Source organism: Aerophototrophica crusticola, assembly GCF_012913305.1.
In the GTDB taxonomy this organism is placed as follows: domain Bacteria; phylum Pseudomonadota; class Alphaproteobacteria; order Azospirillales; family Azospirillaceae; genus Niveispirillum; species Niveispirillum crusticola.
The window spans coordinates 3,574,029-3,596,736 of sequence record NZ_CP051775.1; the positions used below are offsets into that span (position 1 = coordinate 3,574,029).

Consider the following 22,708-nt stretch of genomic DNA (forward strand, 5'->3'; position numbering starts at 1 on the left):
GAAGAAGACCATGAGCACCCAGGATTCCGGCCGCATCGCCGCCCGCTTCGCCGCCCTGAAGGCGGAGGGCCGGGCCGGCCTCGTCACCTTCGTCATGGCCGGGGACCCGGACCACAACACCGCCCTCGCCATCCTGAAGGGCCTGCCCGGCGCGGGCGCGGACCTGGTGGAGCTGGGCATGCCCTTCACCGACCCCATGGCCGACGGCCCCGCCATCCAGGCCGCCGGGCTGCGGGCCTTGGGATCGGGTGCGCGGATGACCCGGACGCTGGAGCTGGTGCGTGCCTTCCGGGCGGGCGACCAGGCCACGCCGCTGGTCCTCATGGGCTATTACAACCCCATCTACAGCTATGGGGTGGAGCGCTTCCTGACCGACGCGCGGGAGGCCGGGGTGGACGGGCTGATCGTCGTGGACCTGCCGCCGGAGGAAGACCAGGAGCTGTGCCTGCCGGCCCTGGCCGCGGGCGTCAACTTCATCCGCCTGACGACGCCGACCACCGACGACAAGCGGCTGCCGGCCGTGCTCGCCAACACCTCGGGCTTCGTCTACTACGTCTCCATCACCGGCATCACCGGGGCCGGCAGCGCCACGGCGGAGGCGATTCAGGCCGCCGTGGACCGGCTGCGCCGCCACACCGACCTGCCCGTGGCCGTGGGCTTCGGCATCAACACGCCTGAGCAGGCCGCCGCCGTGTCCCGCATCGCCGATGCCGCCGTGGTGGGCAGCGCCATCGTCCGCCATGTGGAGCAGAACCTGGACGCATCAGGCCGCCCCACTGCCGCCCTGGTCCCCAGCGTGTTATCCTATGTCCGCGCCCTGGCCGACGGGGTGCGACAGGCGCGGGGTAGGGATGGCGTACCTCTACGACGACAGTGGGTTTCATGACGAGCTTCCGTCGCGGGAGCAGGTGGCCGCCCGCGTGGAACGCTGGAAGCAGCGCGTGGCCGACCTGTTCGACCGCATGGAATCCTGGATGCCGGAAGGCTTCGTGGCCGACCGGGACACCACCATCCCCATGTCGGAGCCGCTGATGCGGGAGGTGGGCGTGCCGACGCAGCGCTTGCCCATCCTGACCGTCACGACACCGGGCGGTCACGTTATCCGCATCGTGCCACGCTCGCTTTACACCCTTTATGCCAACAGCATGGTCTCGGTGGTCGGGTCGAAGCGGGCGGGCAGGATCGTTGATGCCGGCAGCGATGACGCGCCCGACTGGCGGGTCTACCTCCGGGACAGCCTGACGACGCGCACGCCGCTGACGCGGGAGGTCTTCGCCGATATCCTGGGTGCGTCGTGAAGTTCGCCGCCTTGGTGAAGCAAACTTACGAGGAAACCCACGACCATTTGGAGCAGGTCGCCCTGGATGACATGCTGTTCGGGCCGCCGGGCATGTCTCATCGGCCCTACGACCGGGTCAACGCCAACAACGCGGCGTACGCCATCCTGTACTTTGCCCAGTTCGAGGCCCTGGTGAACGAACTGGTCGAGCGGGCGATTCAGGGTGGGAAGACCAGCGGCGATGCCGCCATCCGGCGGGTCTGGGGCGTGATGGACGACCGGAACCGGCAGACGGTCACCAACATGCCATTCCTGGACAGGGTGGCGCTTTTGCTCGATAAGGGCGACGCCCTGTATGGGAAGGTGAAGGAATTGTACCAGCGACGGAACGCCATCGCCCATGGCAGCCGTTTGCTGGAAGAGATCGACGTGACGGAACTGGCGGTGACGCTCGACGGGATCGCCGCCCGCCTGCAAGGTGCCCCATGAACTGGCTTACCAACTTCGTCCGGCCCAAGATCCAGGCCCTCGTCTCCAAGAAGGAGGTGCCGGACAACCTCTGGCACAAGTGCCCGGGCTGCGGTGCGATGATCTTCCACCGTGACCTGGAAGAGAACCTGCATGTCTGCCAGCACTGCGGGCACCACATGCGGCTGGACCCGATGCGCCGCATCAAGATGCTGTTCGACGCAGGGTTCCAGACCATCGAGCTGCCCAAGGTCGTGGTGGACCCGCTGAAGTTCCGCGACCAGAAGCGCTACACGGACCGGCTGAAGGAAGCGCAGGCCAAGACCGGCCGGCAGGACGCCATCGTCGTGGCCCATGGCAAGATCAACGGCCACCAGGCCGTGGTCGCCGCCTTCGACTTCGGCTTCATGGGCGGCTCCATGGGCATGGCGGTGGGGGAGGGGCTGCTGGCCGCCGCCAAGCTGGCGGTGTTGCAGCAGGCGCCCCTGATCGCCATCCCGGCCTCCGGCGGTGCCCGCATGCAGGAGGCGATCCTGTCCCTGATGCAGATGCCCCGCACCACCATCGCCGTGGAGATGGTGAAGGAGGCGGGCCTGCCCTATCTCGTGCTGCTGACCGACCCCACCACCGGCGGGGTGACCGCCAGCTTCGCCATGCTGGGCGACATCCACTTGGCCGAGCCGGGGGCCGTGATCGGCTTCGCCGGCGCCCGCGTGATTGAGAACACCATCCGGGAAACCCTGCCGGAAGGCTTTCAACGGTCCGAGTACCTGCTGGACCACGGCATGGTGGACATGGTGGTGCACCGGAAGGAGCTGAAGGAAACGGTGGGCCGGCTGATCGACCTGCTGCGCCGCCCCGGCCCGGGGGCGGAGGTGGTGCGCCTGCCCTCCACCGAGGTGATCGACCGCCAGCCCCTGCGCCCCACCCCCGTCGTCGTGCCTGGCCGCCCGGCCGAATAGGATACGGGATGCTGCCAGGGACCCAGGCCGGCGACCGCCGGCCCGCGCCCCCATCCTTTGCGTGGGTTGGGGCGCGTAAGCCAAGCCGCCGGACGGCGGCGCCCGGCGTCTGAGGGGGCAAGCATAATGATCAAGGCCCGCGTCGTGCCCGCCTCCGCCCGGCTGGAAGCCGCGCTGGAGCGCATGCGGCTGCTCCACCCCAAGGTGATCGACCTGTCCCTGGGCCGGGTGGAGCGGCTGTTGGGCAAGCTGGGCAACCCGGAACGGCGCCTGCCGCCGGTGGTCCACGTGGCCGGCACCAACGGCAAGGGCAGCACCGTCGCCTTCCTGCGGGCCATGGCGGAGGCGGCGGGCCACCGGGTCCACGCCTATACCAGCCCGCACCTGGTGCGCTTCAACGAGCGCATCCGGTTGGCGGGCAGCTTGGTGGACGATGAGCGGCTGGCGGCCCTGCTGGAGGAGGTGGAGGCCGCCAACGGCGACGACCCCATCACCTTCTTCGAGGTGACCACCGCCGCCGCCTTCCTGGCCTTCGCGGAAGAACCCGCCGACCTGCTGCTGTTGGAGGTGGGGCTGGGCGGGCGGTTGGACGCCACCAACGTCATCGAGCGGCCCGCCGTCAGCCTGCTGACCCGGATCAGCATGGACCACATGCAGTTCCTCGGGAACACCATCGCCGAGATCGCCTGGGAGAAGGCGGGCATCCTGAAGCCCGGCGCCCCCGCCGTGGCCGGCCCCCAGTTCGACCCGGCGGTGACCCGTGTCTTCGCGGAGCGGGCGGAGGCCCTGGGCGTGACCTTGCAAGCCCATGGCCGGGATTGGACCGCCACGCCCACGCCGACGGGCTTCCGCTGGGACGGGCAGGGGCACTCGCTGGACCTGCCTGCCCCCGGCCTGCTGGGCGACCACCAGTTCGCAAATGCCGGCCTTGCCATCGCCGCGCTGGAGCATCTGCCGGTGCGGGTGGGGGAGGATGCCATCCGCGCCGGCCTGCGGTCGGTGTCCTGGCCGGCGCGGCTCCAGCGCCTGACCCGCGGTCCCCTGGCGGATGCGCTGCCGCCGGGGTGGGAGCTGTGGCTGGACGGCGGCCACAATGACAGCGCGGGGGAGGTGCTGGCCAAGCAGCTCGCCCGCTGGGCGGCGGACGGGCGGCCCCTGGACCTAGTCTTCGGCATGCTGGGCAGCAAGCAACCCCTGGACTTCCTGCGCCCCCTGGCCCCCTTCGCCCGCTCCTTGCGCGCCGTCGCCATACCGGGGGAGGCCAACGCCCTGCCGGCGGAACAGGCCGCCACCCTGGCTAGGGAAGCGGGGTTCGAGGCCGCGACGGCATCTGAAAGCGTGGACGCCGCCGTCTCCGCCATCGCGGCCGCAGGCGGTGCGCCGGGGCGGGTGCTGGTCTGCGGATCGCTGTACCTGGCCGGCACGGTGCTGCGGGACAACGGGTAAGCCCAGGGGCTGGCGGGACGCCGGCTCCCGCCCTACCTTACCCCCAACGATAAAAGGGGGCCGTTGATGATCCTGGCGTTCTGGTGCGTGCTCATCGTCGGGCTGCTGCCCTATCTCACCGCCGCGCCGGCCAAGGCGACCAAGAGCTACGACAACGCCGCCCCCCGCGACTGGGCGGCGCGGCAGAGCGGGTTCCGGGCCCGCGCCCTGGCAGCCCATGCCAACGGGTTCGAGGCATTCCCCCTGTTCGCCGTCGCCGTGCTGGTGGCCTTCGTCAATGGCGCGCCGCACGATGCCATCGACAGCCTGGCCGTGGTCTTCGTCGCCCTGCGGCTGCTCTACATCGCCTGCTACTACGCCGGTTGGGCGCTGGTGCGGTCCATCGTCTGGATCGCCGCCCTGGGTGTCGCCATCGCCATCTTCTGCCTGCCCGTCTTGTTCGGCTGAGCCGCCCCCTCGCCAAGCGGCCGGGCCTGGGGTAATGTTGGATTAAAGCACGAACGTTCGGGCGAGGAACGGCCATGGATGGTGGCACGGCACAGGTGGGTGAGCAGGATGTCACCCTGGCCACGGCGGATGGGCGCACCCTGGCCGCCACCCGCTTCACGCCCGCACGGGTGGGGCGCCCACCGGTCCTGATCGCCCCGGCGACGGCGGTCCGGCGGGGCTACTACGCCCGATTCGCCCGGTTCCTGGCGGGGCTGGGGCATCCCGTGCTGACCCTGGATTATCGCGGCGTCGGCGGTTCGCTCCAGGGCCCCGTCCGGCGCTATCGGGCGCGGATGCAGGATTGGGGCCGCCAGGACCTGGACGCGGCCCTGCGCCATGTCGCCGAGTGGCAGCCGGGACAGGCGCCGCTGGTGGTGGCGCACAGCGTCGGCGGGCAGGTGCTGCCCCTGGCCGAGTCGGCCCACACCGTGGCCGGGCTCTACCTCGTCGCCTCACAGAGCGGGGCGCCGCGGCACTGGAAGGGGCTGGACAAGGCCAAGCTGGCCGCCTTCTGGTACGGGTTGGTGCCGGTGCTGACCCGCCTGCACGGCCACCTGCCCGGCTATGCCATGGGCAGCGAGCCCCTGCCCCTGGGCATCGCCCGGGAATGGGCCCGCTGGGGCCGCCACCCCGATTACATCCTGGGCCACCTGCCGGAACTGCGGGACCGGTTCAAGGCCCTGTCGTTCCCCATCCGGCAGGTCAGCTTCAGCGACGATTTCTATTGCCCCGAGCCGGCGGCGGCGGAGCTGCTGTCCTGGTACGGGGGCACGGCGAAGACACACCGCCATCTGCGCCCGGCCGACATCGGCGCCAAGGCAATCGGCCATTTCGGTTATTTCCGTGACCGCTTCGCCGCCGCCCTTTGGCAGGACGCGGCGGACTGGCTGGCGGCACCCCGGTAGCCGCGCGTTGACAGCGGGGGGCCGGGTCCCCACTGTCGGGCCATGGTCCAGACCATCCATGCCACCTGTGTCAGCCTGTCCGGCGCCGGGGTCCTGTTGCGGGGGCCGTCCGGCTGCGGCAAGTCCGACCTCGCCCTGCGCCTGATCGACGCCGGTGCCCTGCTGGTGGCGGACGACCGCGTCGCCATCGAGCTGGTGGGCGGCGTGCCCTGGGGGCCTGCCCGCCGGCCCTGGCCGGCCTGCTGGAGGTGCGGGGGGTGGGCATCCTGCCCGTGCCCTGGGTGGGGGCGGCCCCCTTGGCCCTGGTGGTGGACCTGGTCCCGCCGGGGGAGGTGGAGCGCCTGCCCGGGCCGGCGACGGCCGACGTGGCGGGAATTTCCCTTCCGTCCCTGCGGCTTGCCCCGTTCGAGGCGTCCGCGCCCGCCAAGCTTCGCCTTGCCCTGGGGGCGCGGCTGGCACACATTCCAGGGGTCCCGGCGGACCCGCCGCCGGACGTCCGGCAAGGCAGCCCGTCGACATGAGCCCCCTTGGCACCGACCTCACCCCCACCGACCAGGGCGCAGCACCGCTGCCCGTGGTGGTGGTCACCGGCCTGTCCGGGGCCGGCCTGTCCACGGCGCTGAAGTCCCTGGAGGATCTGGGCTACGAGGCGGTGGACAACCTCCGCCTCTCCCTGTTCCGGGCCCTGCTGACCCAGGCCCATGACCGGCCCCTGGTGGTGGGCATCGACAGCCGTACCCGGGATTTCGACCCGCCCGCCCTGGCCGCCGCCATCGAGGAGATGCGCGGGCGTCCGGAGCTGAAGGTGCGCCTGCTGTTCATGGATGCCTCCGACGAGGTGCTGCAGCGGCGCTACACGGAGACCCGCCGTCCCCACCCGCTGGGGCTGGACCGGCCGGTGCTGGACGGGGTGGCGCGGGAACGCAGCCTGCTCCAGCCGCTGAAGGACACGGCGGACGAGGTGATGGACACCTCGGACCTGTCCATCCATGACGCCCGGCGGCACCTGGCCGGGGCGTTCGGGCTGGAGGTGACGCCGCGGCTGCAGGTCTTCGTCACCAGCTTCTCCTACCGCCACGGCGTCCCGCGTGAGGCGGACCTGGTGTTCGACGTGCGCTTCCTGGAGAACCCGCACTATGTGCCGGAACTGCGGCCCCTGACCGGGCTGGACCGGCCGGTGCAGGATTACATCCGCCAGGACCCGGACTATGCCGGCTTCTTCGAGCGGCTGACCGCCCTGCTCGGCCCCCTGCTGCCCCGCTATGTGCGGGAGGGCAAGCACTACCTGACCATCGCCATCGGCTGCACCGGCGGGAAGCACCGGTCGGTTTTCCTCACGCATGGGCTTGCCACGTGGCTGGCGGAAAGGGGATACAAGGTGGTAGAGGCACACCGTGAACTCGACCGGAAAGGGATGGCCCGACCGGCCGGGGCACGGGACGGCGGCCAGCCGGGCGATGCGCCCGGGGGCGGCCTCGTCGGGGAGACGCCTGGGGAACGCAGATGATCGGTTTGGTCCTTGTCACCCATGGCCGCCTGGCCGAGGAATTCATCGCCGCCCTCCAGCATGTGGTGGGGGAGACGCCGCAGGTCGCTGCCGTCTGCATCGGCCCGGAGGACGACATGGAACGCCGCCGGGAGGAAATCCTGGCCCGCGTCGCCGAATGCGACAGCGGCAAGGGCGTGGTGGTCCTGACCGACATGTTCGGCGGCACGCCCTCGAACCTGGCCATCTCCATCATGGACCGGGCGAAGGTGGAGGTGATCGCCGGCGTCAACCTGCCCATGCTGATCAAGCTCCAGGCGGTGCGCCGGACCGAATCGTTGAAGGACAGTGTGCTGGCCGCGCAGGAGGCCGGGCGGAAATACATCAACATCGCGTCCTCCCTGCTGGCGGACGGTTGAGCATGCCGGACATGACCCAGGAACTCGCCGGCGCGGCGCCGCTGACCGCCACCGTCACCATCGTCAACCGCCGCGGCCTGCACGCCCGTGCCGCCGCCAAGTTCGTCCGCACCGTGGGCGAGTACCAGGCGGAGGTGGAGGTGGTCCGCGGGGAAACCGCCGTGAACGGGGAAAGCATCATGGGCCTGATGATGCTGGCCGCCGGCATCGGCAGCAGCATCACCCTGACGGCCAGCGGCCCCCAGGCGACGGAGGTCATGGCGGCCCTGGTGGCCCTGGTCCAGGGCAAGTTCGGCGAGGAAGACTAGGGGTCGGGCCATGGAGCGCTCGGAGCACGATCCCGCCCCGCCGCCGCCCGCCTCGTCCGGGATCGCGCCGGGACGGGAGCGGGTGTTGCGCGGCCTGCCCGTCTCCCCCGGCATCGCCATCGGCCCTGCCCATGTGGTGGATGCGGGTGCCGTGCAGGTGCCGGAATACACGGTGGCCGACACCGCCCTGGACGCGGAGGTGGCCCGCTTCCACCTGGCGGTGGAAAAGGCCCGGCGGCAGATCCGCAAGCTGAAGACCAAGGCTTCCAGCCTGCCGGAATCGGCGGCGGAGGACGTGGACATCCTGCTGGAGGCGCACCTGGCCATGCTCTCCGGCTCCCGCCTGATCCGCGGGGTGGAGCGGCGCATCCAGGGGGAGCGGCTGAACGCCGAGGCCGCCGTGCAGGCGGAGATCACCTGCATCGCCCAGAGCTTCGCCGGCATGGACGACGCCTATCTGGCCGCCCGCGTCACCGACGTGCGGGAGGTGGGGCGGCGTCTGGTGCGCAACCTGATGGACGCGCCCTACCAGGCCTTCTCCCGCCTGCCGCCGGGGGTGGTGATCCTGGCGGAGGAGCTGTCGCCCGCCGACACGGCCCTGATGGACCCGCGGCTGATCGGCGGCTTCGCCACCGTGCTGGGCGGGGCGGAGGGGCATACGGCCATCATGGCCCGTGCCCTGGGCCTGCCCGCCGTGCTGGGGGCCGCGGGGCTGCTCCAGGGCGTGCAGCCCGGCGACATGGTGGTGGTGGACGGGCTGACCGGCCGGGTCCACCTGAACCCGCCCCCCATGGTGCTGGCCGCCTACCGCCACCGGCTGGACACCTGGCGGGCGGAGCGGGAGCAGCTCAAGGCCCTGCGCCGGGTGCCCGCCGTCACCCGCGACGGCACCAACGTGACGCTCCAGGCCAACCTGGAACTGCCGCGGGAGCTGGAGGCGGCGCTGGAGGCCGGGGCCGCCGGCGTGGGCCTGCTGCGGACCGAGTTCCTCTACATGAACCGGGACGATTTGCCGGGGGAGGAGGAGCAGTACGCCATCCTGCGCGACCTGATCCAGCAGATGGGCGGCAAGCCCCTGACCGCCCGCACCATGGACATCGGCGGGGAGAAGCTGGCCACGGCGCTGAGCAAGCATTTCGCCGAGCCGGCCAACCCGGCCCTCGGCCTGCGCGCCATCCGGCTGGGGCTGAAGGAGCCCAAGCTGATGGAGGTCCAGCTCGCCGCCATGCTGCGGGCCGGGGCGCACGGGCCCATCCGCATCCTGGTGCCCATGATCTCCAGCATCGCGGAGATGAAGGCCGTGCGGGAGATGATGGGCATCGTCGCCCGCCGCCTGACCCGCCGCGGCATCGCCATCGCCGACCCGCTGCCGCCCCTGGGCGCCATGATCGAGGTGCCGGGGGCCGCCCTGTCCGCCGACAGCCTGGCCCATGCCTGCGATTTCTTCGCCATCGGCACCAACGACCTGATCCAGTACACCCTGGCCATCGACCGGGGTGACGAGCAGGTGGCCCACCTCTACGACCCGCTGCACCCGGCGGTGCTGCGGCTGGTGCAGTTCACGGTGCAGGCCGCCGCGCGCCGCGGCATCCCCGTCTCCATCTGCGGGGAGATGGCGGGCGACCCCCGCTATGCCGCCCTGCTGCTGGGCCTGGGCGTGCGCGACCTGTCCATGGCCCCGGGCAACCTGCCCCTGGTCAAGCGCCGCGTCCGCGCCCTGGACCTGGTGGAGGCCACCCGCCGGGCCGAGACCATCATGGAACAGAGCGACAGCGGCCGCATCGCCGCCTTGCTGGACGACTTCAACGAGGCGGCGGGGTAGGGGCGGTCACGCCCTGACCTGCCGCCCGCCGTAAAACACGCCCTGGACCAGGACCAGGTCACCCTCGAGGGTGAAGGAGATCGAGACTCGGCGTTCAAAGCCGACGACCCGAAGCCCCGGGACAATGTCATCCCTCCTGATACCCCTGTCCGGAAAGGTCGCCAGGGATTGGCAGAACCCGATGATGCGGCCGACATAACCGTCCGCTATCGCCTCACCGGACCGTGTCGCGATGTAGCGGTGCAGGTTGTCCAGGTGCCGCTCGGCCGTCGGGGTGAAGGCGACGCGCACGGCTACCGGCCGGCAGTGCCCGCGTCGCGACGGGCCTTGATCCGGGCCAGGACCTGATCCGCCGGTATGATGTTGTCGGGGTCGGAGCGGTAAGCCTCATAGCCCGGGACCACTTCCTCCCGCAGCCAGCGCTCCAGGGAGTCCTCCTGCTCCAGCAGGGCCCGGACGCCTTCGACCACCACGTCGTTCGCGGACGCGTAGCCACCGGACCGGACCTTCTGTTCCAAAAGGTCGGCCAAGTCGGTCGGCAAGGTGACGTTGATCTGGCGGGTCGCAGCCATGGCGGGCCCCTGGTCCATTCACGGTGGTCCCGGGGATGCTAACAGAGCCGGGGGCCGTCCGCCTATAGGCCGGTTCGGTCCAGGCGCCCCGCCACCACCGCCCCCGGCCTCAGTCCTGGGCGAGGCGGATGATCACGTCCACCCGGGCCACCTTGGTGCCCGGCGGGGCGTCCGGCAAGGCGGCGACGGCCACGGCGGGGATGTCCTGCAGCCGGCCCTCGCCCTCGAAGAAGAAATGGTGGTGGTCGTTGGTGTTGGTGTCGAAATAGGACTTGCCCGCCTCCACCACAACCTCGCGCAGCAAGCCCGCCTCGGTGAACTGGTTCAGCGTGTTGTAGACGGTGGCCAGGGACACCTCCAGCCGGGCCGCCACCGCCTCCCCGTGCAGCTGCTCCGCCGTGACGTGGCGGTCACCGCCGTCGAACAGCAGCCGGCCAAGGCCCAGGCGCTGGCGGGTAGGGCGCAGGCCGGCCTGGGCCAGGCGGTCCAGGACGGGCTTGAAGGGGCGGGGGCTGGTGCTCATGGCCTTGATATGGGCGGGAGGGGCCGGCAGACACATGACTATTTGGAATCGTTCCAGGCCCCTTGGCAAGAGCCTGTCGACAAACAATTCACTAATATAACGGAACCTTTCGTATTCCCTCGAAAGCCGGGCGCCGGCAGGTGCCCGCGGTCGCCGGCCATAGTGCCTAGGGAAAGGCCGGCGGCATCAAGCCGTGCCTTCCTCGTCCGGCTCGTCGTCGTCCTCCACCTCCTCGGCCCCGGGGCCGAGGGCGGCGTTGCGGATCTCGGTCTCCAGCATGGCCAGGGTGGCGCGTTCCAGGTCGCTGCCGCCGCGGTCCCGGGGCATGGCCAGGCTGAACAGGGCCAGTGTCGTCTGCCCGTCGGCGGCGGAGCCGCGGAGCCACAGGTGGAAGTACAGCTTCTCCCCGTCCTCCTCCCCCTCGGTGCTGAAGCGGGCCAGCACCTCCCCCTCGCGCAGGAACTCAAGGCTGCCCTTGCCCACGCGGCCGTCGGGGCCGTCGGCGAACTGCTCGGCCGTTTGGCGCAGCACCATCTGGGCCAGCGCCTCCCCGCCCTCCGCCGTGTGGGGGAAGGCGTGCACGGCCACCCGCAGGGTGCCGGTGTCGGCCTCCTCCCGGAAGAAGACGGATAGCTCCCCCTCCATCTCCACCTGCCAGTCCCAGGGCAGGCGGAAGCGCACATTCTCCCCGTGCGCCACGTTGCGCATGGTCACGGGGGTCACCGGCACCGGGGCGGTGGGGTCATGGAACTCCACCCGCGCCGCCTCCTCCCCCAGCCGGTCGATCAGCTCCTCCAGGTCGGGGGCGGCGGCGCTGGTCTCCGGCACCAGCAGCTGCACGGTCACCACCCGCACCGTGTCGGGCGGCTGGAAGTCGGCCACCTTCCAGACGAAGATCTGCCGGTCCGGCGGCTGGGTCACGGCATAGGCGATCCAGCGGCGGTCATCCTCCGCGTCCTCCGACGGGGCGATGCCGTGGGGCAGCACGTTCTCCCGGTCCAGGTACTGGATGGCCTCCTCCGCCTTCACCCCATAGGGATTGCGGTAGGTGGTGATGGAGACCAGCAGGTCCACCGGGTTCGGCCCCGGCGACTGGAAAGCCAGGCCGCCGTCGTCCCGTGACAGCCGACGCCAGCCGCTGGGCAGCTTCAGGCTGGCCGCGCCGCCCCGGAGGGCGACCGGGCTCCACTCCGCTGCCGGGTCGTCGTTGGTTGCCTCATCCCACATGCGACCGAATCTAGGCACGCGGCGGGCCTGAGTCCATGTCCCCGTGTGGGGCGGGGGCGTTTTGCCCGATGGGTGTGGGGTCAAAGCCCCGACAGGGCGGCCCCCACCTCGGACGGGACCACCGCGCCCACCAGCTCCAGCCCCGGCACGGCGACGGAGACCAGCCGGCCGGCGGCCGCCCCGGCGCCCACGGACTGGGCATAGTCGGTCACTTCCCGCAGGCTGGGCAGCAGGTCAACGGCACCGTTGCCATAGACCAGCACCGGCACCACCGTGGCGCCCGGCCGGGCCTGCTCCGCCAGGGCCGCCGCCGCCAGCAGGGCCCGCCAGCAAGGGGTGCGGGCAGCCTGGGCCTCCTGGTCGTCGCTGCGCAGCTCCGCCCCGCCGCGGCCCAGCACCCAGCTCCGGCCGCAAAGGTCCTCCACCGCCACCAGCACGGTCACCGGGCCGGTACGCCCTGCACCCGTGGCCACCGCCACCAGGCCGGACCCCTTCGCCACCTGCGGCGGCCGGACCACATGGTCCAGCCGGGTGGCCAGCACGGCCAGCACCTCCTCCACCGCCCGGGACAGGGCCTCCGCGCCCGTGGGCTGGGACAGCCGGGACCAGGCGCCGAACACCAGGCCCGCAAGGGCCGCCGCCTCCCCCGCCGCGGACGGGGGCAGGGGCTTGGGGGCCTGCTCCAGGGCGTCCACCCGCCGCGCCAGGGCGGCCAGGGCCGCGTCGGCCGCCGGGACGCCCACCGGGGCGCCCTCACCGGCGCCGCCCTGCTCCTTGACGGCGCCGCGCAGGTCGCGGATGTCCAGTTGCATGCCGCGCACGGCAGAGACCACGCGCAGGATGCTCTCATGCACCTGGTCGATGACCTTGTCGAACTGGTCGCTGCCCACGAAGCCGCCGGTGGGCACCGGCAGGTTGGGCATGTCGCCCTGGGCCACCGACTGGCGCGCCACGGCGATCCAGGATTCCAGCCCGGCCACGCGGTTGGTCAGCTCCCCCACGCCTTTGGCGACCCGGTCCAGCTCCTCCGGGTAGCGGGTGACCTGCTGGCTGACCACGCCGGTCAGGTGGGCCAGCCGCTCCCGCAGCTCCTGGATGCTCTGCCCCAGGGCGTTGATCTTCATGGTCTCCGGCAACTGGACCACGGCGTTGTGCATGGTCGCCAGGTCGGCCCGGAAGTCCCGCAGCCGGGTGCCCACATGCAGCGCCAGGTCGCGGACGATGGTCTCCGCATAGTCGAAGGGGTCCACCGTCTCCTGCACCTCCCCGGTCAGGGGGGCGGGGCCGGCCAGGGCCGTCTGGCGCTTTTCCGCCGGCAGGGTCTCCGCCTCGGGCTCGCGGGGTCGGCGGTGGTCATGGGGCGGCCTCGTTGGCGGAAAGGTGGTCGGACAGGCTGTCCATCAGCCTGGCGCGCCGCGCCTCGGCGGCGCCGCGATCCAGGCGGGGCAGTCCGGGCGCCGGCTCCGCCGGCTTGGGCGGGGCGGTCACGGGGGGCACGGGCGGTGCCGCGGCCAGGGCGGCAGCCGGGTCGGCCCCGGTGTCGGCCAGGGAAGCCAGGGGCGGCACGATGGGCGCTGCCGCCGGCTCCGGCCTGGGGGCCGTGAGGGGGGCCGTGAGGGGGGCAGGGGCGGGGGCCGCGGGCCGGGCCATCGACGGGGCCACCGGGGGCCGGCCGGGCACCAGGACCGGGGCCTTCGACGGGGCCGGTGCCTCCGCCCGGGGCGGGGCGGCGGGGATCGGGGGCAGGGGCTGGGGGGCCGCGGGATAGGGCATGGCCAGGGTCGGGCCCGGCCCGGCCAGATCCGCCAGCAACCGGCGCAACGGGGCCGCCTTCGGCCCGCGCGCCGTCTCCGCCCGTGCCAGGCAGCGTTGCAGCAGCGTGGGCTCCGCGCTCAGTTGCAGGAAGCTGGTCTGGTCGGCGGACAGCCCCTCCAGCCGGAAGGCCAGATCGTCCCCCGGCTCCTGCCCGTCGGCGAAGCGGCGCATGGCCTCGATGGTGGCCGTGACCACGGCCGCGTCCCGCACCGCGCGGGAGGAAAAGACCTTGGCCGTGCCCGCCGGCTCCCCGCCGGTGGGTGTCGGTTCGGGCAGGGTGGGGGGCGTGGATTGCGCGCGGGGCGCCTCCCGGGGTGGGTTGCCGCCGATCAGCTTGAACAGCTTGCCGAACATGCCGGCCTCACCCGGCCCGGCGGGCGGGCTGGATGCCCCGGCCGGACGGAGCCCTAAGGCATGCGGTGGTCGCCGGCGTCTGCATCAATACCCTTACCCCAGTCGAGAGACATCTTTCGGCTATCGTTACCACGCATGGGCGCGACCATGCAATTTCGACCCCGGCCCGAAACCTGCCGCCCTTGTGACCTTTGCGCCGATGGCTCCTGCCCTGCGCGCCCAGGTGGAACTGGCGGGCACGATCGAACGGGGTAAGGCTAAGGGCTTGTTAACATCTGTGGCCGCAAGGTCGTCGGGTGTGGCGCGGGGACGGCACGGAGCAGGCGGGTTCACGGCGGATGGCGCCCGATCATCTTTCCTTTGCCGGGGATCTGGACGCCGTGCAGCAGGCCTCGGCCGTGCAGCCCCATGGCTGGGTCCTTCTGCTGCATCCGGAAACGCGCTGCCTGGTCCAGGCCGGCGCCAACCTGCCGGATTTGGCCGGCCGCCCCTTGCAGGCCCTGCTGGGCCGCCCCCTGGCCGAGGTGCTGGGGGAAGCCGGGGCCGCGGCCCTGGAACGCGCTACCGAGTCGGCACCCGCCGACGGCTTCGGCCCCGTCCCGTTCCGGGGCGGCGCCGGCGGCGACCGGCCCCTGTGCCTGCACGGCCATTGGACGGCCGCGGGGTTGTTGCTGGAGGTGGAGCCGGCGGACGACGGGGCGGAGGCGCAGGACTTCCTGGCGGGCTTCGGCGCCGCCATCCGCCGTTACCGGGCCGCCCCCGACATCGTGACCCTGGCCCGGACCCTGGCCCGTGACCTGCGGCGGCTGACCGGCTTCGACCGCACCTTGGTGGCCCGCATCACGGACGGGTCCAGCCTGCTGCTGGCCGCCGATGGCCATGGCGCCCCGCCCCCCGGCACCCGGCAGCCGGTCCCGGAGGTGACGCGCATCCTGCTGGAGCTGAACCGCGTGCGGCTGGTGGTCGACCTGGCCGCCCCGGCGGTGGCCCTGGAACCGCCGGTGAACCCCCTGACCGGCCGGCCCACGGACCTGTCCCGCGCGGCCCTGCGCCAGCCTGCGCCCACCCTGGCCCGCCATGCGGGGCCGGGCATGCGCTGCGTGCTGACCGTGTCGCTGATGCGCAACGGCCAGCTCTGGGGGTGGTCTGGTGCGAGTCCGGCCGCCCCCGCCACCTCGCCCCCAGCCTGCGGTCCCTGTGCGAGGGCCTGGGGGAGATCGCCGCCGCCCAGGTGGCGGCGCTGGAGGACCGGGAACAGGCGGCCCGGCGGGTCGCAACCGCCGATGCCCTGGCCCGCATCGCCGCGGACCTGCGGGGCACGGACGACCTGGCCGGGGTGCTGGCCGCCCGGCGGGCGGAGTTGCTGGCCCTGTTCCAGCCCGACGGCATGCTGGTCAGCATCGACGGGGGCCTGCACCGGCACGGCTTCATGCCCCGGCCACCCGCTGGCTGCCCCTGCTGGACCATGCCCGGCCCCAGGACCGGGACGGGGTCAGCCAGGGCTGCGACGGCACCCTGGCCGCCCTGCGGGTCGAGGTCTCGGCCGGCGGCTCCGTCGTCCTGGTCCGCCGCGGCGGCCAGCCCTGGAGCGAGGCGGAGCTGGAATCGGCCCACGCCCTGCACCGGCTGCTGGCGGAGCGCCATGCCGGCCTGTACCGGGCCAAGGCGGAGCAGGCCCTGTTCCGGCTGGCCAACTTCGACCCGGTCACGGACCTGCCCAACCGCGCTGCCCTGCTGGCAGAGGCGCAACGGAGCCTGCTGGCGGGCCATCCCACGGCCGTGCTGGTGGTCGGGCTGGACCGGTTCCGCGCCCTGAAGGGCACGCTGGGCGAGGCGATGGCCGACCAGCTCCTGGCGGGGGTGGGACAACGCCTGGCCGGATGCGTGCAGCCCGGCGACCGGCTGGCCCGCGTCGATACCGGCGCCTTCGCCGTGCTGCTGTCCGGCGACCGCGCCAGCCCCGGCCCGGGCGGCGGGGCCGACACCCTGGTCCAGGCCGTGCGCGAGGGGCTGCGGGCGCCCTTCCCCCTGGGCGGGCGGGAGATCTATGTCACCGCCAGCCTGGGCCTGGTCCCCGCGGCGGCGGGGCAGGGGGACGCGGCAGGCCTGCTGCGGGACGCGGAGATCGCGGCCGCGGAGGCGGAGGCCGGCGGCGGCGGCTCCCGCGCCTTCGACGCCGCCATGCGCGACCGGCTGACCGAGCGGTACGAGCTGTACGACCGGCTGCGCCACGGCATCTATTTCGGCGACGCCGTCCGCCCCGTCTTCCAGCCCATCGTGAACCTGGAGGACGGCCAGCTCGTGGGGTTCGAGGCCCTGGCCCGTTGGACGGACGCGGAGAAGGGGGCCGTCCCGCCCACCAGCTTCATCCCCGTGGCGGAGGAAACCGGGCTGGTCGTGCCCCTGGGCAACCAGATTCTGCTCCAGGCCTGCCGCCAAGTGGTCCGCTGGAATCGGGGCCGGCAGGGCAAGCCGCTGTTCGTCTCCGTCAACCTGTCGCCCTACCAGCTCGACCCCGACCGGCTGGACCTGGTGCGTTGGGTGTCCGGCGTGCTGGCCCTCACCGGGGCGGACCCGTCCTGGCTGCGGCTGGAACTGACGGAAAGCGGCCTGGTCACCCACGCCGGCACGGCCATCGAGGTGTTGCAGAATCTGCGGGACCTGGGGGTGGGCTTGGCCATCGACGATTTCGGCACCGGCTATTCGTCCCTGGCTTACCTTCAGCGCCTGCCCATCGACGGCATCAAGATCGACCGCAGCTTCGTCGCCAACCTGGATGACGGGGCCAAGGGGCTGGCGCTGGTCCGCACCATCGTCCAACTCGCCCGCACCATGGGGCTGGGGGTGGTGGCGGAGGGGGTGGAGACGGGTCGCCACCTGGAGGTCCTGCGCGCCCTGGGCTGTGGCCGCGGCCAGGGCTACCTGTTCGCCCGCCCGCTTGAAACGGCCGACGCCGCCCGGCTGGTCCAGGGCGGTGCCGCCTGGGACGGCAAGGCCTGGGGGTAAGGGCCGTCTCCCGCAACGGGACACAGGCCCCAGCAATCGATGGGGTTTAAGGCCCTGGCCTGTTTCCAGGCAGTGGCCAGGCGCCCCACATGGGCCGTCACGCCGCCGCCAGCACCCGCTCCGCCTCGGCCAGGCTGGCGCCCAGGGTGCGGCCCAGTTCCGGCAGGTGTGCGTGGCGCTCCAGCAGGGCCGCGGCCTCCCGCAGCAGGGTGCGGGCGCGGGCGTGGCAGCCCACCGCCAGTTCCAGCCGCAGCAACCGCGCCGTGGCGGCGGCCAGGGGAAGCAGCACGGCGACGCCCGCCCCGGACCACCCCGCCAGGTCACGCAGGGCCCCATGCAGGGCCTGGGTCGCGGGCAGGTCACGCCCGTCGGCATAGGCTTCCAGCAGCAACAGCCCGCCGGCGGCCAGCAGGACCTGCAGTTCCCGGTGCCCGGGGAAGGCATGGGCGAAATGGGCCAGGGTCTCCACCAGCTGGTGGGCCGTCTCCAGCCCCTCGCCCGTGCCCAGGTCGGCATAGGCCCGGGCCAGGGCGTGGCAACATTCCGCCGCGCACTGCCGGGAGAAGGCCTCATCCTCATACAGCCCGGCCAGGGCCACCATCTCCCGCGCCAGGGACAGGGCATCGTCGCGGTAGCCCTCTTCCAGCAGCGCCTGGACATAGGCGCGCATGGCCTGCACCTTGCCCCGCCGCAGCCCCGCATCCAGCTTCAGCGGGTCGGCGATGGCGGCCGCCCGTTCATAATCGGCGCGGGCATGGGCAAGGCGGACCGGTTCCCGACGAAGGGGCATGCGCGACATGGTGGGCCTCCCGGTGTCAATGGGTGCCATCGGATGGTCAAATGGACGCAGGGGGTAAGATGTCCAGCCACATCACCCAAACAAGGGACGGTGCCCGAACGCTGCTCGGCCTTTCGCATGGCTGTCCGCAGGTCGGTCGCCCCTGCCCAAGACGCTTGCCCTAGGCTATGGTGCCCCCGCCATGACAGACGACACCCTCCTCCCGCCCCCGCCCGAGCCGCCGCCGCCCTGCGCCACCTGCGGCAAGCCCCCCGACCTCTGCCTCTGTGCCGAGCTGGTGCCCCTGCGCGTCCGCCGGGGCCTGCTGGTGCTCCAGCACCCCCAGGAACAGGACGTGGAGCTGGGCACCGCCCGCCTGCTGACCGGGCAGGTGGAAGGTGCCGTCCTGCGCGTGGGCCTGTCCTGGCCCAACCTGGCCAAGGCGCTGGGCCGGCCCCAGGCGGACAACCGCCGTTGGGGCGTGCTGCACATGGGCAGCAAGGAAGACGTGGCGAAGGTGCCTCGCGGCGGCATCGCCGTGATGGGCAAGTCCGGCATCCTGCCGGAAAACGACCTGGTGCTGGCCGACCTGGAAGGCATCGTGCTGATCGACGGCACCTGGGCCCAGGCCAAGACCCTGTGGTGGCGGAATCCCTGGCTGCTGAAGCTGCGCCGCGTGGTCATCCACCCGGACTTCCGCTCCGCCTACGGCAACGTGCGGAAAGAGCCGCGCAAGGAAAGCGTCTCCACCCTTGAGGCCGGCGCCTTCGCCCTGGCCAAGCTGGAGAACCGGCCGGAGCTGCAGGCCCAGCTCACCAAGCCGTTCGACACCCTGCTGGACCGCTGGAAGAAACGCCGCGGGCCGAGGCGGCCGGTGAAGCTGGCGGCGGAAGTGCCCAACGACTGAGCGGGTTCCATTTGACACGGACGACACGGACCCGACTTCGTCGGACACGGACCCGACTTCGTCGGACACGGACAAGCACGGACGCAGGTTAGCTGCCGGTAGTGTCGGGCTCGGGCCGTCGCACAATTCTTGCCTGCCCTGCTTTCGCAAGGGAGGCGGTTTTGCTTGTCATCAGCCTCAGTGCTTCAGCCAAGCACCTTTGGGATCGTCTCCCGTTCGTGCTTGTCCGTGTTGCCGACGCAGTCGGCGTCCGTGTCGTCCGTGTTGTCTGGTGACCCGGCCCGGCGGGGGAGCACCCCTCACCCATACGCACGCCGGCGCAGGTCCTCCGCGATGTCCTTGTCCACGATCTCCTTGCCGATGGGGGCCAGGGACAGGCCGGCGAACTTGAAGTGCTGGAAGCCGAAGGGGATGCCGATGATGGTCAGGCAGAATCCGATGCCGACCACCAGGTGCAGCAGGGCCAGCCACCAGCCCGCCAGCACGAACCAGATGATGTTGCCGACCGTGCCCAGGGGCCCGGTGCCGATGTCCTCCCGCCCCGTCAGCAGGGTGCGGTCCACGGCGGTGCGGCCCACGGGCCACAGGGTGAACAGGGCGATGGTCAGGGCCGACCGGGCCCAGGGGATGCCGACGATGGTGATGACCATGACCACGGCCGCCAGCAGCCAGCCCAGCGCCGCTGCCCAGCCGAACAGGAACAGCCATAACAGGTTCAACAGCAGGGCCAGCATCCGCACGCTCCCATAAGCCTCGGGTCACCCCGCAAGGCTGGGCCATCGGGCCGGGGATGTCCATGCCATTGGGCGCGCGGCGTGCGGGGCCATTCCCGGGACCACGGGCATCAGGCCGCCATCGCCCCCACCACCCGCCCCAGGCCCGGCTTGGGGCGCAGCAGGCGGACCCAGGTGGGCTGGGCGCGATACCACTCCGCCCCCTCGCGCAACGCCTCCGCCCCTTCCGCCGTCAAGGCGTAGCGGCGGCCATGCGGGTCCACCGGGGCGATCCAGCCGTGGCGCAGCAGGTCGTCGAAGACGTGCACCACGTTGGGCACGCCGTGCAGGTGGTAGGCCAGCGCCGTCTCCCCGCCCTTGGTCAGCAGGCGCCCCTCGGCCAGGGACATCAGGGCGTCGAGCCAAACGAAGCGCGGGTTCATGGTCGGTCTCCAAGGTCAACCAGGCGGGAGAGCCCTTGAACCGCAAGCGGCCGTGCCCGGTTCCCGGGGCGGCCCACGGCAGGGGGCACAGAACCATGCTGCGTTGCAGCAAAACCCTCAACCCCTTCTGGGCGCTTCCGTCGCAGGCGTGTCTGTCGCACCCCCTCCCCATCTCCGGCGGCAGGGCGGGGAAGCAACCGCCGCCGACCAACACAAACCAGGGGGTTTAGAGATGGGCCTGTTCAGCATGTTCAAGAGCGACCGCGGCGAGGACATGACCCCGCACAAGGCCTTCGCCATCGCGCTGATCTATGGCATGGGCGCGGACGGGGAGATGGACGCCGAGGAGGTGGGCCACCTGCTGGCGGTGATCGGCGGTTCCCGTGACGGCAGCGGCACCATCGGCGTGGGCGCCCAGAACAAGGCCCTGCTGGACAGCGCCCTGCGCTATGTGCGCAGCCACAGCCCCGACCAGTTCCTGGCCGAGGCCACGCCCATCCTGACCACGGCCCAGCGCCTGTGCGTCCTGATGAACTTGGTGGACAGCGCCCTGTCCGACGGCGAGGCGGAGGTCGAGGAGCAACAGCTGTTCGACAAGATGCAGAAGGCCTTCGGCATCACCGACGAGCAGTTCAAGCCCTACTTCGAGGTGATCATGCTGAAGAACGACCGCAGCGTGTTCCTGGACAAGAACCACCCGAAGAACAGCCCCGACTTCAAGGTGGAGATGCCGGGCAAGGCGGCCTGACGCCGCTTCCCCAGGCGCCGGACCTTGTGCGCCCTCAGGCGCCGGGCGCCCGCTCCGCGGGCTTGGCTTGCGCGGGCATGGGCCCGCGGGCCGGCGGTCGCCGGCCTGGGTCACGGCCTTGAAGCGTTGAGAAAAGGTGGGGGGGAGGGGGCGTCGGCCCTCTCCCCCTTCGTCATTCAGCCCTGGTCGCGCAGGGCGTCGCGGCTGGGGAACTGGCGTTCCTCGCCCTGGTCGCGGATGCCGGGCACGTCGCCCAGATTCTGGTGGGCCAGTTCCGGTTCGATTGGGCCCTGGCGGGTGGCCACGTCGTCACCGCCTTCCGATGGGTTTGGTTGCAGGGTGGCGCCGATGTTCTCCTGCTGGGCCACCAGTTCCGACGCCATGTCCCAATGGGCTTGGTCCCGGCCTTCGGGGCGCCCTTCCTGTTCCCAGATCTGATGCGCCTTCTGGCGGATGCGGGCGTCGCGGTCATTGTCCTGAAGCGGGTCGGCCATGGTTCGGCTCCGTTGCGTGCGTCGATGCACCCCCAACAGGCGGGCCGCCCCGATGACGCCCGGGGCAATCCAGCTTTGTCTCTGCCGTGACTCGGGCCAGGTGGCGGCCGCCTTGACCGTTTCGCGCTTTCGAGGTAGGTTGTGGATAACCTAGAGGTGTGTCATGGCCGTCGGCAGCATCTTTTCCAACAGCAGCGTCTTCTCCACCCCCGGCCTGCAGGGCGGGTCGGTGCAGCCCACCGGCGCCCCCAACGGCGTCGGCCGCGGCAAGCAGGCGGAGCAGGAGCAGCGCGTCGCCCAACCCTCCGTCCAGGAGGAGTTGGAGGCCCAGGCCACGCAGGAACGCCGCCAGGAACGCTTCCTTACCCCCGACCCGACGGAGGAGCAGCGCCGTCAGGCCCTGGGCGCCGGGCAGACCCGCGGCGCCTTCGTGGACATCCGGGTGTAATCGGCGCGACCAGCGCCGATCTGGCAAAGGGCCGCCCCGCCGGGCGGCCTTTCCTGTTTCAGGGGCGGCAGGCCTTGATCTCCGCCGGCGGGGTGGGCGTCTCCGGCGCCTCGAACAGGGCCACGTAGCGCTGCTTGTCCTCCAGCCGCGTCACCCCGGCGGGGCGATAGCCCACCGCCTTGAACTCGCAGGTCAGCAGGTCCAGCGGCGTGCCATGGCGGGCCGTGTCCCGGTCGATCTCCAGCACCGCCACCAGGGCACCCGGCCGCAGGGCGGGGGCAAGGTTGTACAGCAGGCCGAAGGGCTGCTCGATCTCATGGTACATGTGGGCCATCAGCACCCGGTCCAGGCTGCCGGGCGGCAGGCGCGGGTCATGCCCCTCGCCCAGGGCCAGCGCCACCTGGCCCGGCCCGGTTCCCTGCGGGACCCCCGCCGCGACCAGCCGGCGGGACAGCATGTCCAGGTAATCCGGCATGATGTCCTGGGCATAGACGGTGCCCTGCGGCCCCAGCCGCCGCGCCAGCCGGATCACGTGATAGCCGCTGCCCGCCCCGATGTCCGCCACCGCCTGGCCGGGGGCAAGGCGCATGGCCTCGAACAGCGTGTCCGCCTCGCCTGAGCGGTCGCGGTGCGCCCCCTCCCCCCAGGTGGGGGCGACGATGCCGGCCACTTGCCGCCGCGGCTTGGGAAAGGCCTTGGCCGGCGTCCCTGCCGGGCCCAGGTGGCGCGCCACCCCTGCCGGGGCGGTCACCGCCGCCGTGGCCGGGCTCGCCGTGGATGTGGCCGGGGAGGGGGCGCAGGCCGCCAGCAGCGCCGCCAGCACCACCCCCGTGGCCGCCAGGGCCCCCCGCCGCCTTGGTGTCGGGTTCATATCCTTCTCCCCTGCCGTTCCCGTTCCCTTACCAGCTAGCATGGCCGGGGCGGAAGGGAACCCCGGCCCGGCTGTTGGGGCTGGCAGGGGCAGCGCTTGCCAGCAGCAGGCCATCCCGCTGAAGGCCCGCGCCCCATCCATCGCACAACCGGGGGGCGCGAGCTTGCCCCGGCCCCGAGCCGGGGGCGTCAAAGGGGCCGCCACCCGGCGGCCACGCGAAAATGG

Annotated in this window: 27 protein-coding genes and 2 pseudogenes; 18 read left to right on the top strand and 11 right to left on the bottom strand. The window is 72.0% G+C overall.

Annotated features, from left to right (window positions below):
* Window positions 1-10: 10 nt before the first annotated feature.
* From trpA to ptsP, 13 genes and pseudogenes are all read left to right on the top strand, one after another.
* Entirely contained in the window at window positions 11-886 is an 876-nt protein-coding gene (gene trpA / locus HHL28_RS17530; protein WP_169655591.1) for a tryptophan synthase subunit alpha, read from the top strand.
* Window positions 852-1,298 (top strand): hypothetical protein, encoded by a 447-nt coding sequence (locus HHL28_RS17535; protein WP_075772506.1) that lies wholly within the window; start codon window positions 852-854, stop codon window positions 1,296-1,298. Before trpA ends, HHL28_RS17535 begins: the two co-directional genes overlap by 35 nt.
* On the top strand, window positions 1,295-1,768 hold the full coding sequence (locus tag HHL28_RS17540) for a hypothetical protein (RefSeq protein WP_075772507.1): 474 nt from the start codon (window positions 1,295-1,297) through the stop codon (window positions 1,766-1,768). The genes HHL28_RS17535 and HHL28_RS17540 overlap by 4 nt, the downstream gene beginning before the upstream one ends.
* On the top strand, window positions 1,765-2,709 hold the full coding sequence (accD, locus tag HHL28_RS17545; protein WP_075772508.1) for an acetyl-CoA carboxylase, carboxyltransferase subunit beta: 945 nt from the start codon (window positions 1,765-1,767) through the stop codon (window positions 2,707-2,709). Before HHL28_RS17540 ends, accD begins: the two co-directional genes overlap by 4 nt.
* A 126-nt stretch (window positions 2,710-2,835) precedes the next feature.
* On the top strand, window positions 2,836-4,155 hold the full coding sequence (locus tag HHL28_RS17550) for a bifunctional folylpolyglutamate synthase/dihydrofolate synthase (RefSeq protein WP_075772509.1): 1,320 nt from the start codon (window positions 2,836-2,838) through the stop codon (window positions 4,153-4,155).
* A gap of 66 nt (window positions 4,156-4,221) precedes the next feature.
* Complete coding sequence (locus HHL28_RS17555; RefSeq protein WP_075772510.1) at window positions 4,222-4,602, top strand: MAPEG family protein; 381 nt, start codon at window positions 4,222-4,224, stop codon at window positions 4,600-4,602.
* A gap of 74 nt (window positions 4,603-4,676) precedes the next feature.
* Window positions 4,677-5,549, top strand: a complete 873-nt coding sequence (locus HHL28_RS17560; RefSeq protein WP_075772511.1) for an alpha/beta hydrolase family protein — start codon at window positions 4,677-4,679, stop codon at window positions 5,547-5,549.
* A gap of 42 nt (window positions 5,550-5,591) precedes the next feature.
* A pseudogene (locus HHL28_RS19030) lies at window positions 5,592-5,681 on the top strand (HPr kinase/phosphorylase); the annotation flags it as partial.
* 125 nt (window positions 5,682-5,806) lie between these two features.
* Entirely contained in the window at window positions 5,807-6,070 is a 264-nt protein-coding gene (locus tag HHL28_RS19035; protein ID WP_404326984.1) for a hypothetical protein, read from the top strand.
* Window positions 6,067-7,056, top strand: coding sequence for an RNase adapter RapZ (gene rapZ, locus HHL28_RS17570; protein ID WP_075772513.1), 990 nt, complete (start codon window positions 6,067-6,069; stop codon window positions 7,054-7,056). The genes HHL28_RS19035 and rapZ overlap by 4 nt, the downstream gene beginning before the upstream one ends.
* Window positions 7,053-7,454 carry a PTS sugar transporter subunit IIA gene (locus HHL28_RS17575; protein WP_075772514.1) on the top strand — a complete coding sequence of 134 codons (402 nt, stop codon included), beginning with the start codon at window positions 7,053-7,055 and terminating at the stop codon, window positions 7,452-7,454. The genes rapZ and HHL28_RS17575 overlap by 4 nt, the downstream gene beginning before the upstream one ends.
* A 2-nt stretch (window positions 7,455-7,456) precedes the next feature.
* Entirely contained in the window at window positions 7,457-7,762 is a 306-nt protein-coding gene (locus tag HHL28_RS17580; RefSeq protein ID WP_075772515.1) for an HPr family phosphocarrier protein, read from the top strand.
* A 10-nt stretch (window positions 7,763-7,772) separates the two neighbouring features.
* On the top strand, window positions 7,773-9,584 hold the full coding sequence (gene ptsP / locus HHL28_RS17585) for a phosphoenolpyruvate--protein phosphotransferase (RefSeq protein WP_083699375.1): 1,812 nt from the start codon (window positions 7,773-7,775) through the stop codon (window positions 9,582-9,584).
* Window positions 9,585-9,590: 6 nt separating this feature from the next.
* Here the strand turns inward: ptsP and HHL28_RS17590 are convergent, their stop codons facing one another.
* The 6 genes from HHL28_RS17590 to HHL28_RS17615 all read right to left on the bottom strand — a co-directional run bounded on the left by HHL28_RS17590 (window position 9,591) and on the right by HHL28_RS17615 (window position 14,075).
* The gene (locus HHL28_RS17590) at window positions 9,591-9,875 is read right to left on the bottom strand and encodes a type II toxin-antitoxin system RelE/ParE family toxin (RefSeq protein WP_075772516.1); all 285 of its coding nucleotides are present in this window, start codon (window positions 9,873-9,875) and stop codon (window positions 9,591-9,593) included.
* Window positions 9,876-9,877: 2 nt separating this feature from the next.
* Window positions 9,878-10,156: a ribbon-helix-helix domain-containing protein gene (locus HHL28_RS17595; protein ID WP_075772521.1), complete on the bottom strand. Its 279-nt coding sequence runs from the start codon at window positions 10,154-10,156 to the stop codon at window positions 9,878-9,880.
* Between the two features lie 109 nt (window positions 10,157-10,265).
* Window positions 10,266-10,679, bottom strand: a complete 414-nt coding sequence (gene irrA / locus HHL28_RS17600) for an iron response transcriptional regulator IrrA (RefSeq protein WP_075772522.1) — start codon at window positions 10,677-10,679, stop codon at window positions 10,266-10,268.
* A gap of 186 nt (window positions 10,680-10,865) precedes the next feature.
* Window positions 10,866-11,906 (bottom strand): hypothetical protein, encoded by a 1,041-nt coding sequence (locus tag HHL28_RS17605; RefSeq protein WP_075772517.1) that lies wholly within the window; start codon window positions 11,904-11,906, stop codon window positions 10,866-10,868.
* An 80-nt stretch (window positions 11,907-11,986) separates the two neighbouring features.
* Window positions 11,987-13,168, bottom strand: a complete 1,182-nt coding sequence (locus tag HHL28_RS17610; protein WP_169655593.1) for a hypothetical protein — start codon at window positions 13,166-13,168, stop codon at window positions 11,987-11,989.
* Window positions 13,169-13,259: 91 nt separating this feature from the next.
* The gene (locus HHL28_RS17615; protein WP_169655595.1) at window positions 13,260-14,075 is read right to left on the bottom strand and encodes a hypothetical protein; all 816 of its coding nucleotides are present in this window, start codon (window positions 14,073-14,075) and stop codon (window positions 13,260-13,262) included.
* Window positions 14,076-14,413: 338 nt separating this feature from the next.
* On the opposite strand from HHL28_RS17615, the pseudogene HHL28_RS19040 reads away from it, so the two are divergent.
* Together HHL28_RS19040 and HHL28_RS17625 are read left to right on the top strand one after the other, a co-directional pair.
* Window positions 14,414-14,704: pseudogene (locus HHL28_RS19040) on the top strand (hypothetical protein); the annotation flags it as partial.
* 568 nt (window positions 14,705-15,272) lie between these two features.
* Window positions 15,273-17,081 carry a putative bifunctional diguanylate cyclase/phosphodiesterase gene (locus tag HHL28_RS17625; RefSeq protein ID WP_169655597.1) on the top strand — a complete coding sequence of 603 codons (1,809 nt, stop codon included), beginning with the start codon at window positions 15,273-15,275 and terminating at the stop codon, window positions 17,079-17,081.
* A gap of 97 nt (window positions 17,082-17,178) precedes the next feature.
* Here HHL28_RS17625 and HHL28_RS17630 read toward each other — a convergent pair whose 3' ends face one another.
* Window positions 17,179-17,880 carry a hypothetical protein gene (locus tag HHL28_RS17630; RefSeq protein ID WP_075772725.1) on the bottom strand — a complete coding sequence of 234 codons (702 nt, stop codon included), beginning with the start codon at window positions 17,878-17,880 and terminating at the stop codon, window positions 17,179-17,181.
* Between the two features lie 181 nt (window positions 17,881-18,061).
* Between HHL28_RS17630 and HHL28_RS17635 the strand changes: the two genes are divergently transcribed.
* The gene (locus HHL28_RS17635; RefSeq protein WP_075772724.1) at window positions 18,062-18,766 is read left to right on the top strand and encodes a tRNA-uridine aminocarboxypropyltransferase; all 705 of its coding nucleotides are present in this window, start codon (window positions 18,062-18,064) and stop codon (window positions 18,764-18,766) included.
* 299 nt (window positions 18,767-19,065) lie between these two features.
* On the opposite strand, the gene HHL28_RS17640 is transcribed toward HHL28_RS17635, so the two are convergent.
* Entirely contained in the window at window positions 19,066-19,500 is a 435-nt protein-coding gene (locus tag HHL28_RS17640; protein ID WP_075772723.1) for a YccF domain-containing protein, read from the bottom strand.
* Window positions 19,501-19,610: 110 nt separating this feature from the next.
* A complete protein-coding gene (locus tag HHL28_RS17645) occupies window positions 19,611-19,922 on the bottom strand; it encodes a hypothetical protein (protein WP_075772722.1) in 312 nt (103 codons plus the stop codon).
* A 232-nt stretch (window positions 19,923-20,154) separates the two neighbouring features.
* On the opposite strand from HHL28_RS17645, the gene HHL28_RS17650 reads away from it, so the two are divergent.
* Window positions 20,155-20,670, top strand: a complete 516-nt coding sequence (locus HHL28_RS17650) for a tellurite resistance TerB family protein (RefSeq protein WP_075772721.1) — start codon at window positions 20,155-20,157, stop codon at window positions 20,668-20,670.
* Window positions 20,671-20,846: 176 nt separating this feature from the next.
* Here HHL28_RS17650 and HHL28_RS17655 read toward each other — a convergent pair whose 3' ends face one another.
* The gene (locus HHL28_RS17655) at window positions 20,847-21,164 is read right to left on the bottom strand and encodes a DUF2934 domain-containing protein (protein ID WP_075772720.1); all 318 of its coding nucleotides are present in this window, start codon (window positions 21,162-21,164) and stop codon (window positions 20,847-20,849) included.
* Window positions 21,165-21,327: 163 nt separating this feature from the next.
* On the opposite strand from HHL28_RS17655, the gene HHL28_RS17660 reads away from it, so the two are divergent.
* The gene (locus HHL28_RS17660; protein WP_075772719.1) at window positions 21,328-21,612 is read left to right on the top strand and encodes a hypothetical protein; all 285 of its coding nucleotides are present in this window, start codon (window positions 21,328-21,330) and stop codon (window positions 21,610-21,612) included.
* Window positions 21,613-21,670: 58 nt separating this feature from the next.
* On the opposite strand, the gene HHL28_RS17665 is transcribed toward HHL28_RS17660, so the two are convergent.
* Entirely contained in the window at window positions 21,671-22,483 is an 813-nt protein-coding gene (locus HHL28_RS17665) for a class I SAM-dependent methyltransferase (protein ID WP_083699454.1), read from the bottom strand.
* Window positions 22,484-22,708 lie beyond the last annotated feature (225 nt).

Coding starts and splice junctions, on each gene's coding strand:
- HHL28_RS17595 (WP_075772521.1), bottom strand. CDS start 10,156: ATGGCTGCGACCCGCCAGATCAACGTCACCTTGCCGACCGACTTGGCC.
- HHL28_RS17655 (WP_075772720.1), bottom strand. CDS start 21,164: ATGGCCGACCCGCTTCAGGACAATGACCGCGACGCCCGCATCCGCCAG.
- trpA (WP_169655591.1), top strand. CDS start 11: ATGAGCACCCAGGATTCCGGCCGCATCGCCGCCCGCTTCGCCGCCCTG.
- HHL28_RS17615 (WP_169655595.1), bottom strand. CDS start 14,075: ATGTTCGGCAAGCTGTTCAAGCTGATCGGCGGCAACCCACCCCGGGAG.
- HHL28_RS17660 (WP_075772719.1), top strand. CDS start 21,328: ATGGCCGTCGGCAGCATCTTTTCCAACAGCAGCGTCTTCTCCACCCCC.
- accD (WP_075772508.1), top strand. CDS start 1,765: ATGAACTGGCTTACCAACTTCGTCCGGCCCAAGATCCAGGCCCTCGTC.
- HHL28_RS17645 (WP_075772722.1), bottom strand. CDS start 19,922: ATGAACCCGCGCTTCGTTTGGCTCGACGCCCTGATGTCCCTGGCCGAG.
- HHL28_RS17635 (WP_075772724.1), top strand. CDS start 18,062: ATGACAGACGACACCCTCCTCCCGCCCCCGCCCGAGCCGCCGCCGCCC.
- HHL28_RS17560 (WP_075772511.1), top strand. CDS start 4,677: ATGGATGGTGGCACGGCACAGGTGGGTGAGCAGGATGTCACCCTGGCC.
- HHL28_RS17555 (WP_075772510.1), top strand. CDS start 4,222: ATGATCCTGGCGTTCTGGTGCGTGCTCATCGTCGGGCTGCTGCCCTAT.
- HHL28_RS17535 (WP_075772506.1), top strand. CDS start 852: ATGGCGTACCTCTACGACGACAGTGGGTTTCATGACGAGCTTCCGTCG.
- HHL28_RS17605 (WP_075772517.1), bottom strand. CDS start 11,906: ATGTGGGATGAGGCAACCAACGACGACCCGGCAGCGGAGTGGAGCCCG.
- rapZ (WP_075772513.1), top strand. CDS start 6,067: ATGAGCCCCCTTGGCACCGACCTCACCCCCACCGACCAGGGCGCAGCA.
- HHL28_RS17630 (WP_075772725.1), bottom strand. CDS start 17,880: ATGTCGCGCATGCCCCTTCGTCGGGAACCGGTCCGCCTTGCCCATGCC.
- ptsP (WP_083699375.1), top strand. CDS start 7,773: ATGGAGCGCTCGGAGCACGATCCCGCCCCGCCGCCGCCCGCCTCGTCC.
- HHL28_RS17665 (WP_083699454.1), bottom strand. CDS start 22,483: ATGAACCCGACACCAAGGCGGCGGGGGGCCCTGGCGGCCACGGGGGTG.
- HHL28_RS17580 (WP_075772515.1), top strand. CDS start 7,457: ATGCCGGACATGACCCAGGAACTCGCCGGCGCGGCGCCGCTGACCGCC.
- HHL28_RS17640 (WP_075772723.1), bottom strand. CDS start 19,500: ATGCTGGCCCTGCTGTTGAACCTGTTATGGCTGTTCCTGTTCGGCTGG.
- HHL28_RS17550 (WP_075772509.1), top strand. CDS start 2,836: ATGATCAAGGCCCGCGTCGTGCCCGCCTCCGCCCGGCTGGAAGCCGCG.
- HHL28_RS17650 (WP_075772721.1), top strand. CDS start 20,155: ATGGGCCTGTTCAGCATGTTCAAGAGCGACCGCGGCGAGGACATGACC.
- irrA (WP_075772522.1), bottom strand. CDS start 10,679: ATGAGCACCAGCCCCCGCCCCTTCAAGCCCGTCCTGGACCGCCTGGCC.
- HHL28_RS17575 (WP_075772514.1), top strand. CDS start 7,053: ATGATCGGTTTGGTCCTTGTCACCCATGGCCGCCTGGCCGAGGAATTC.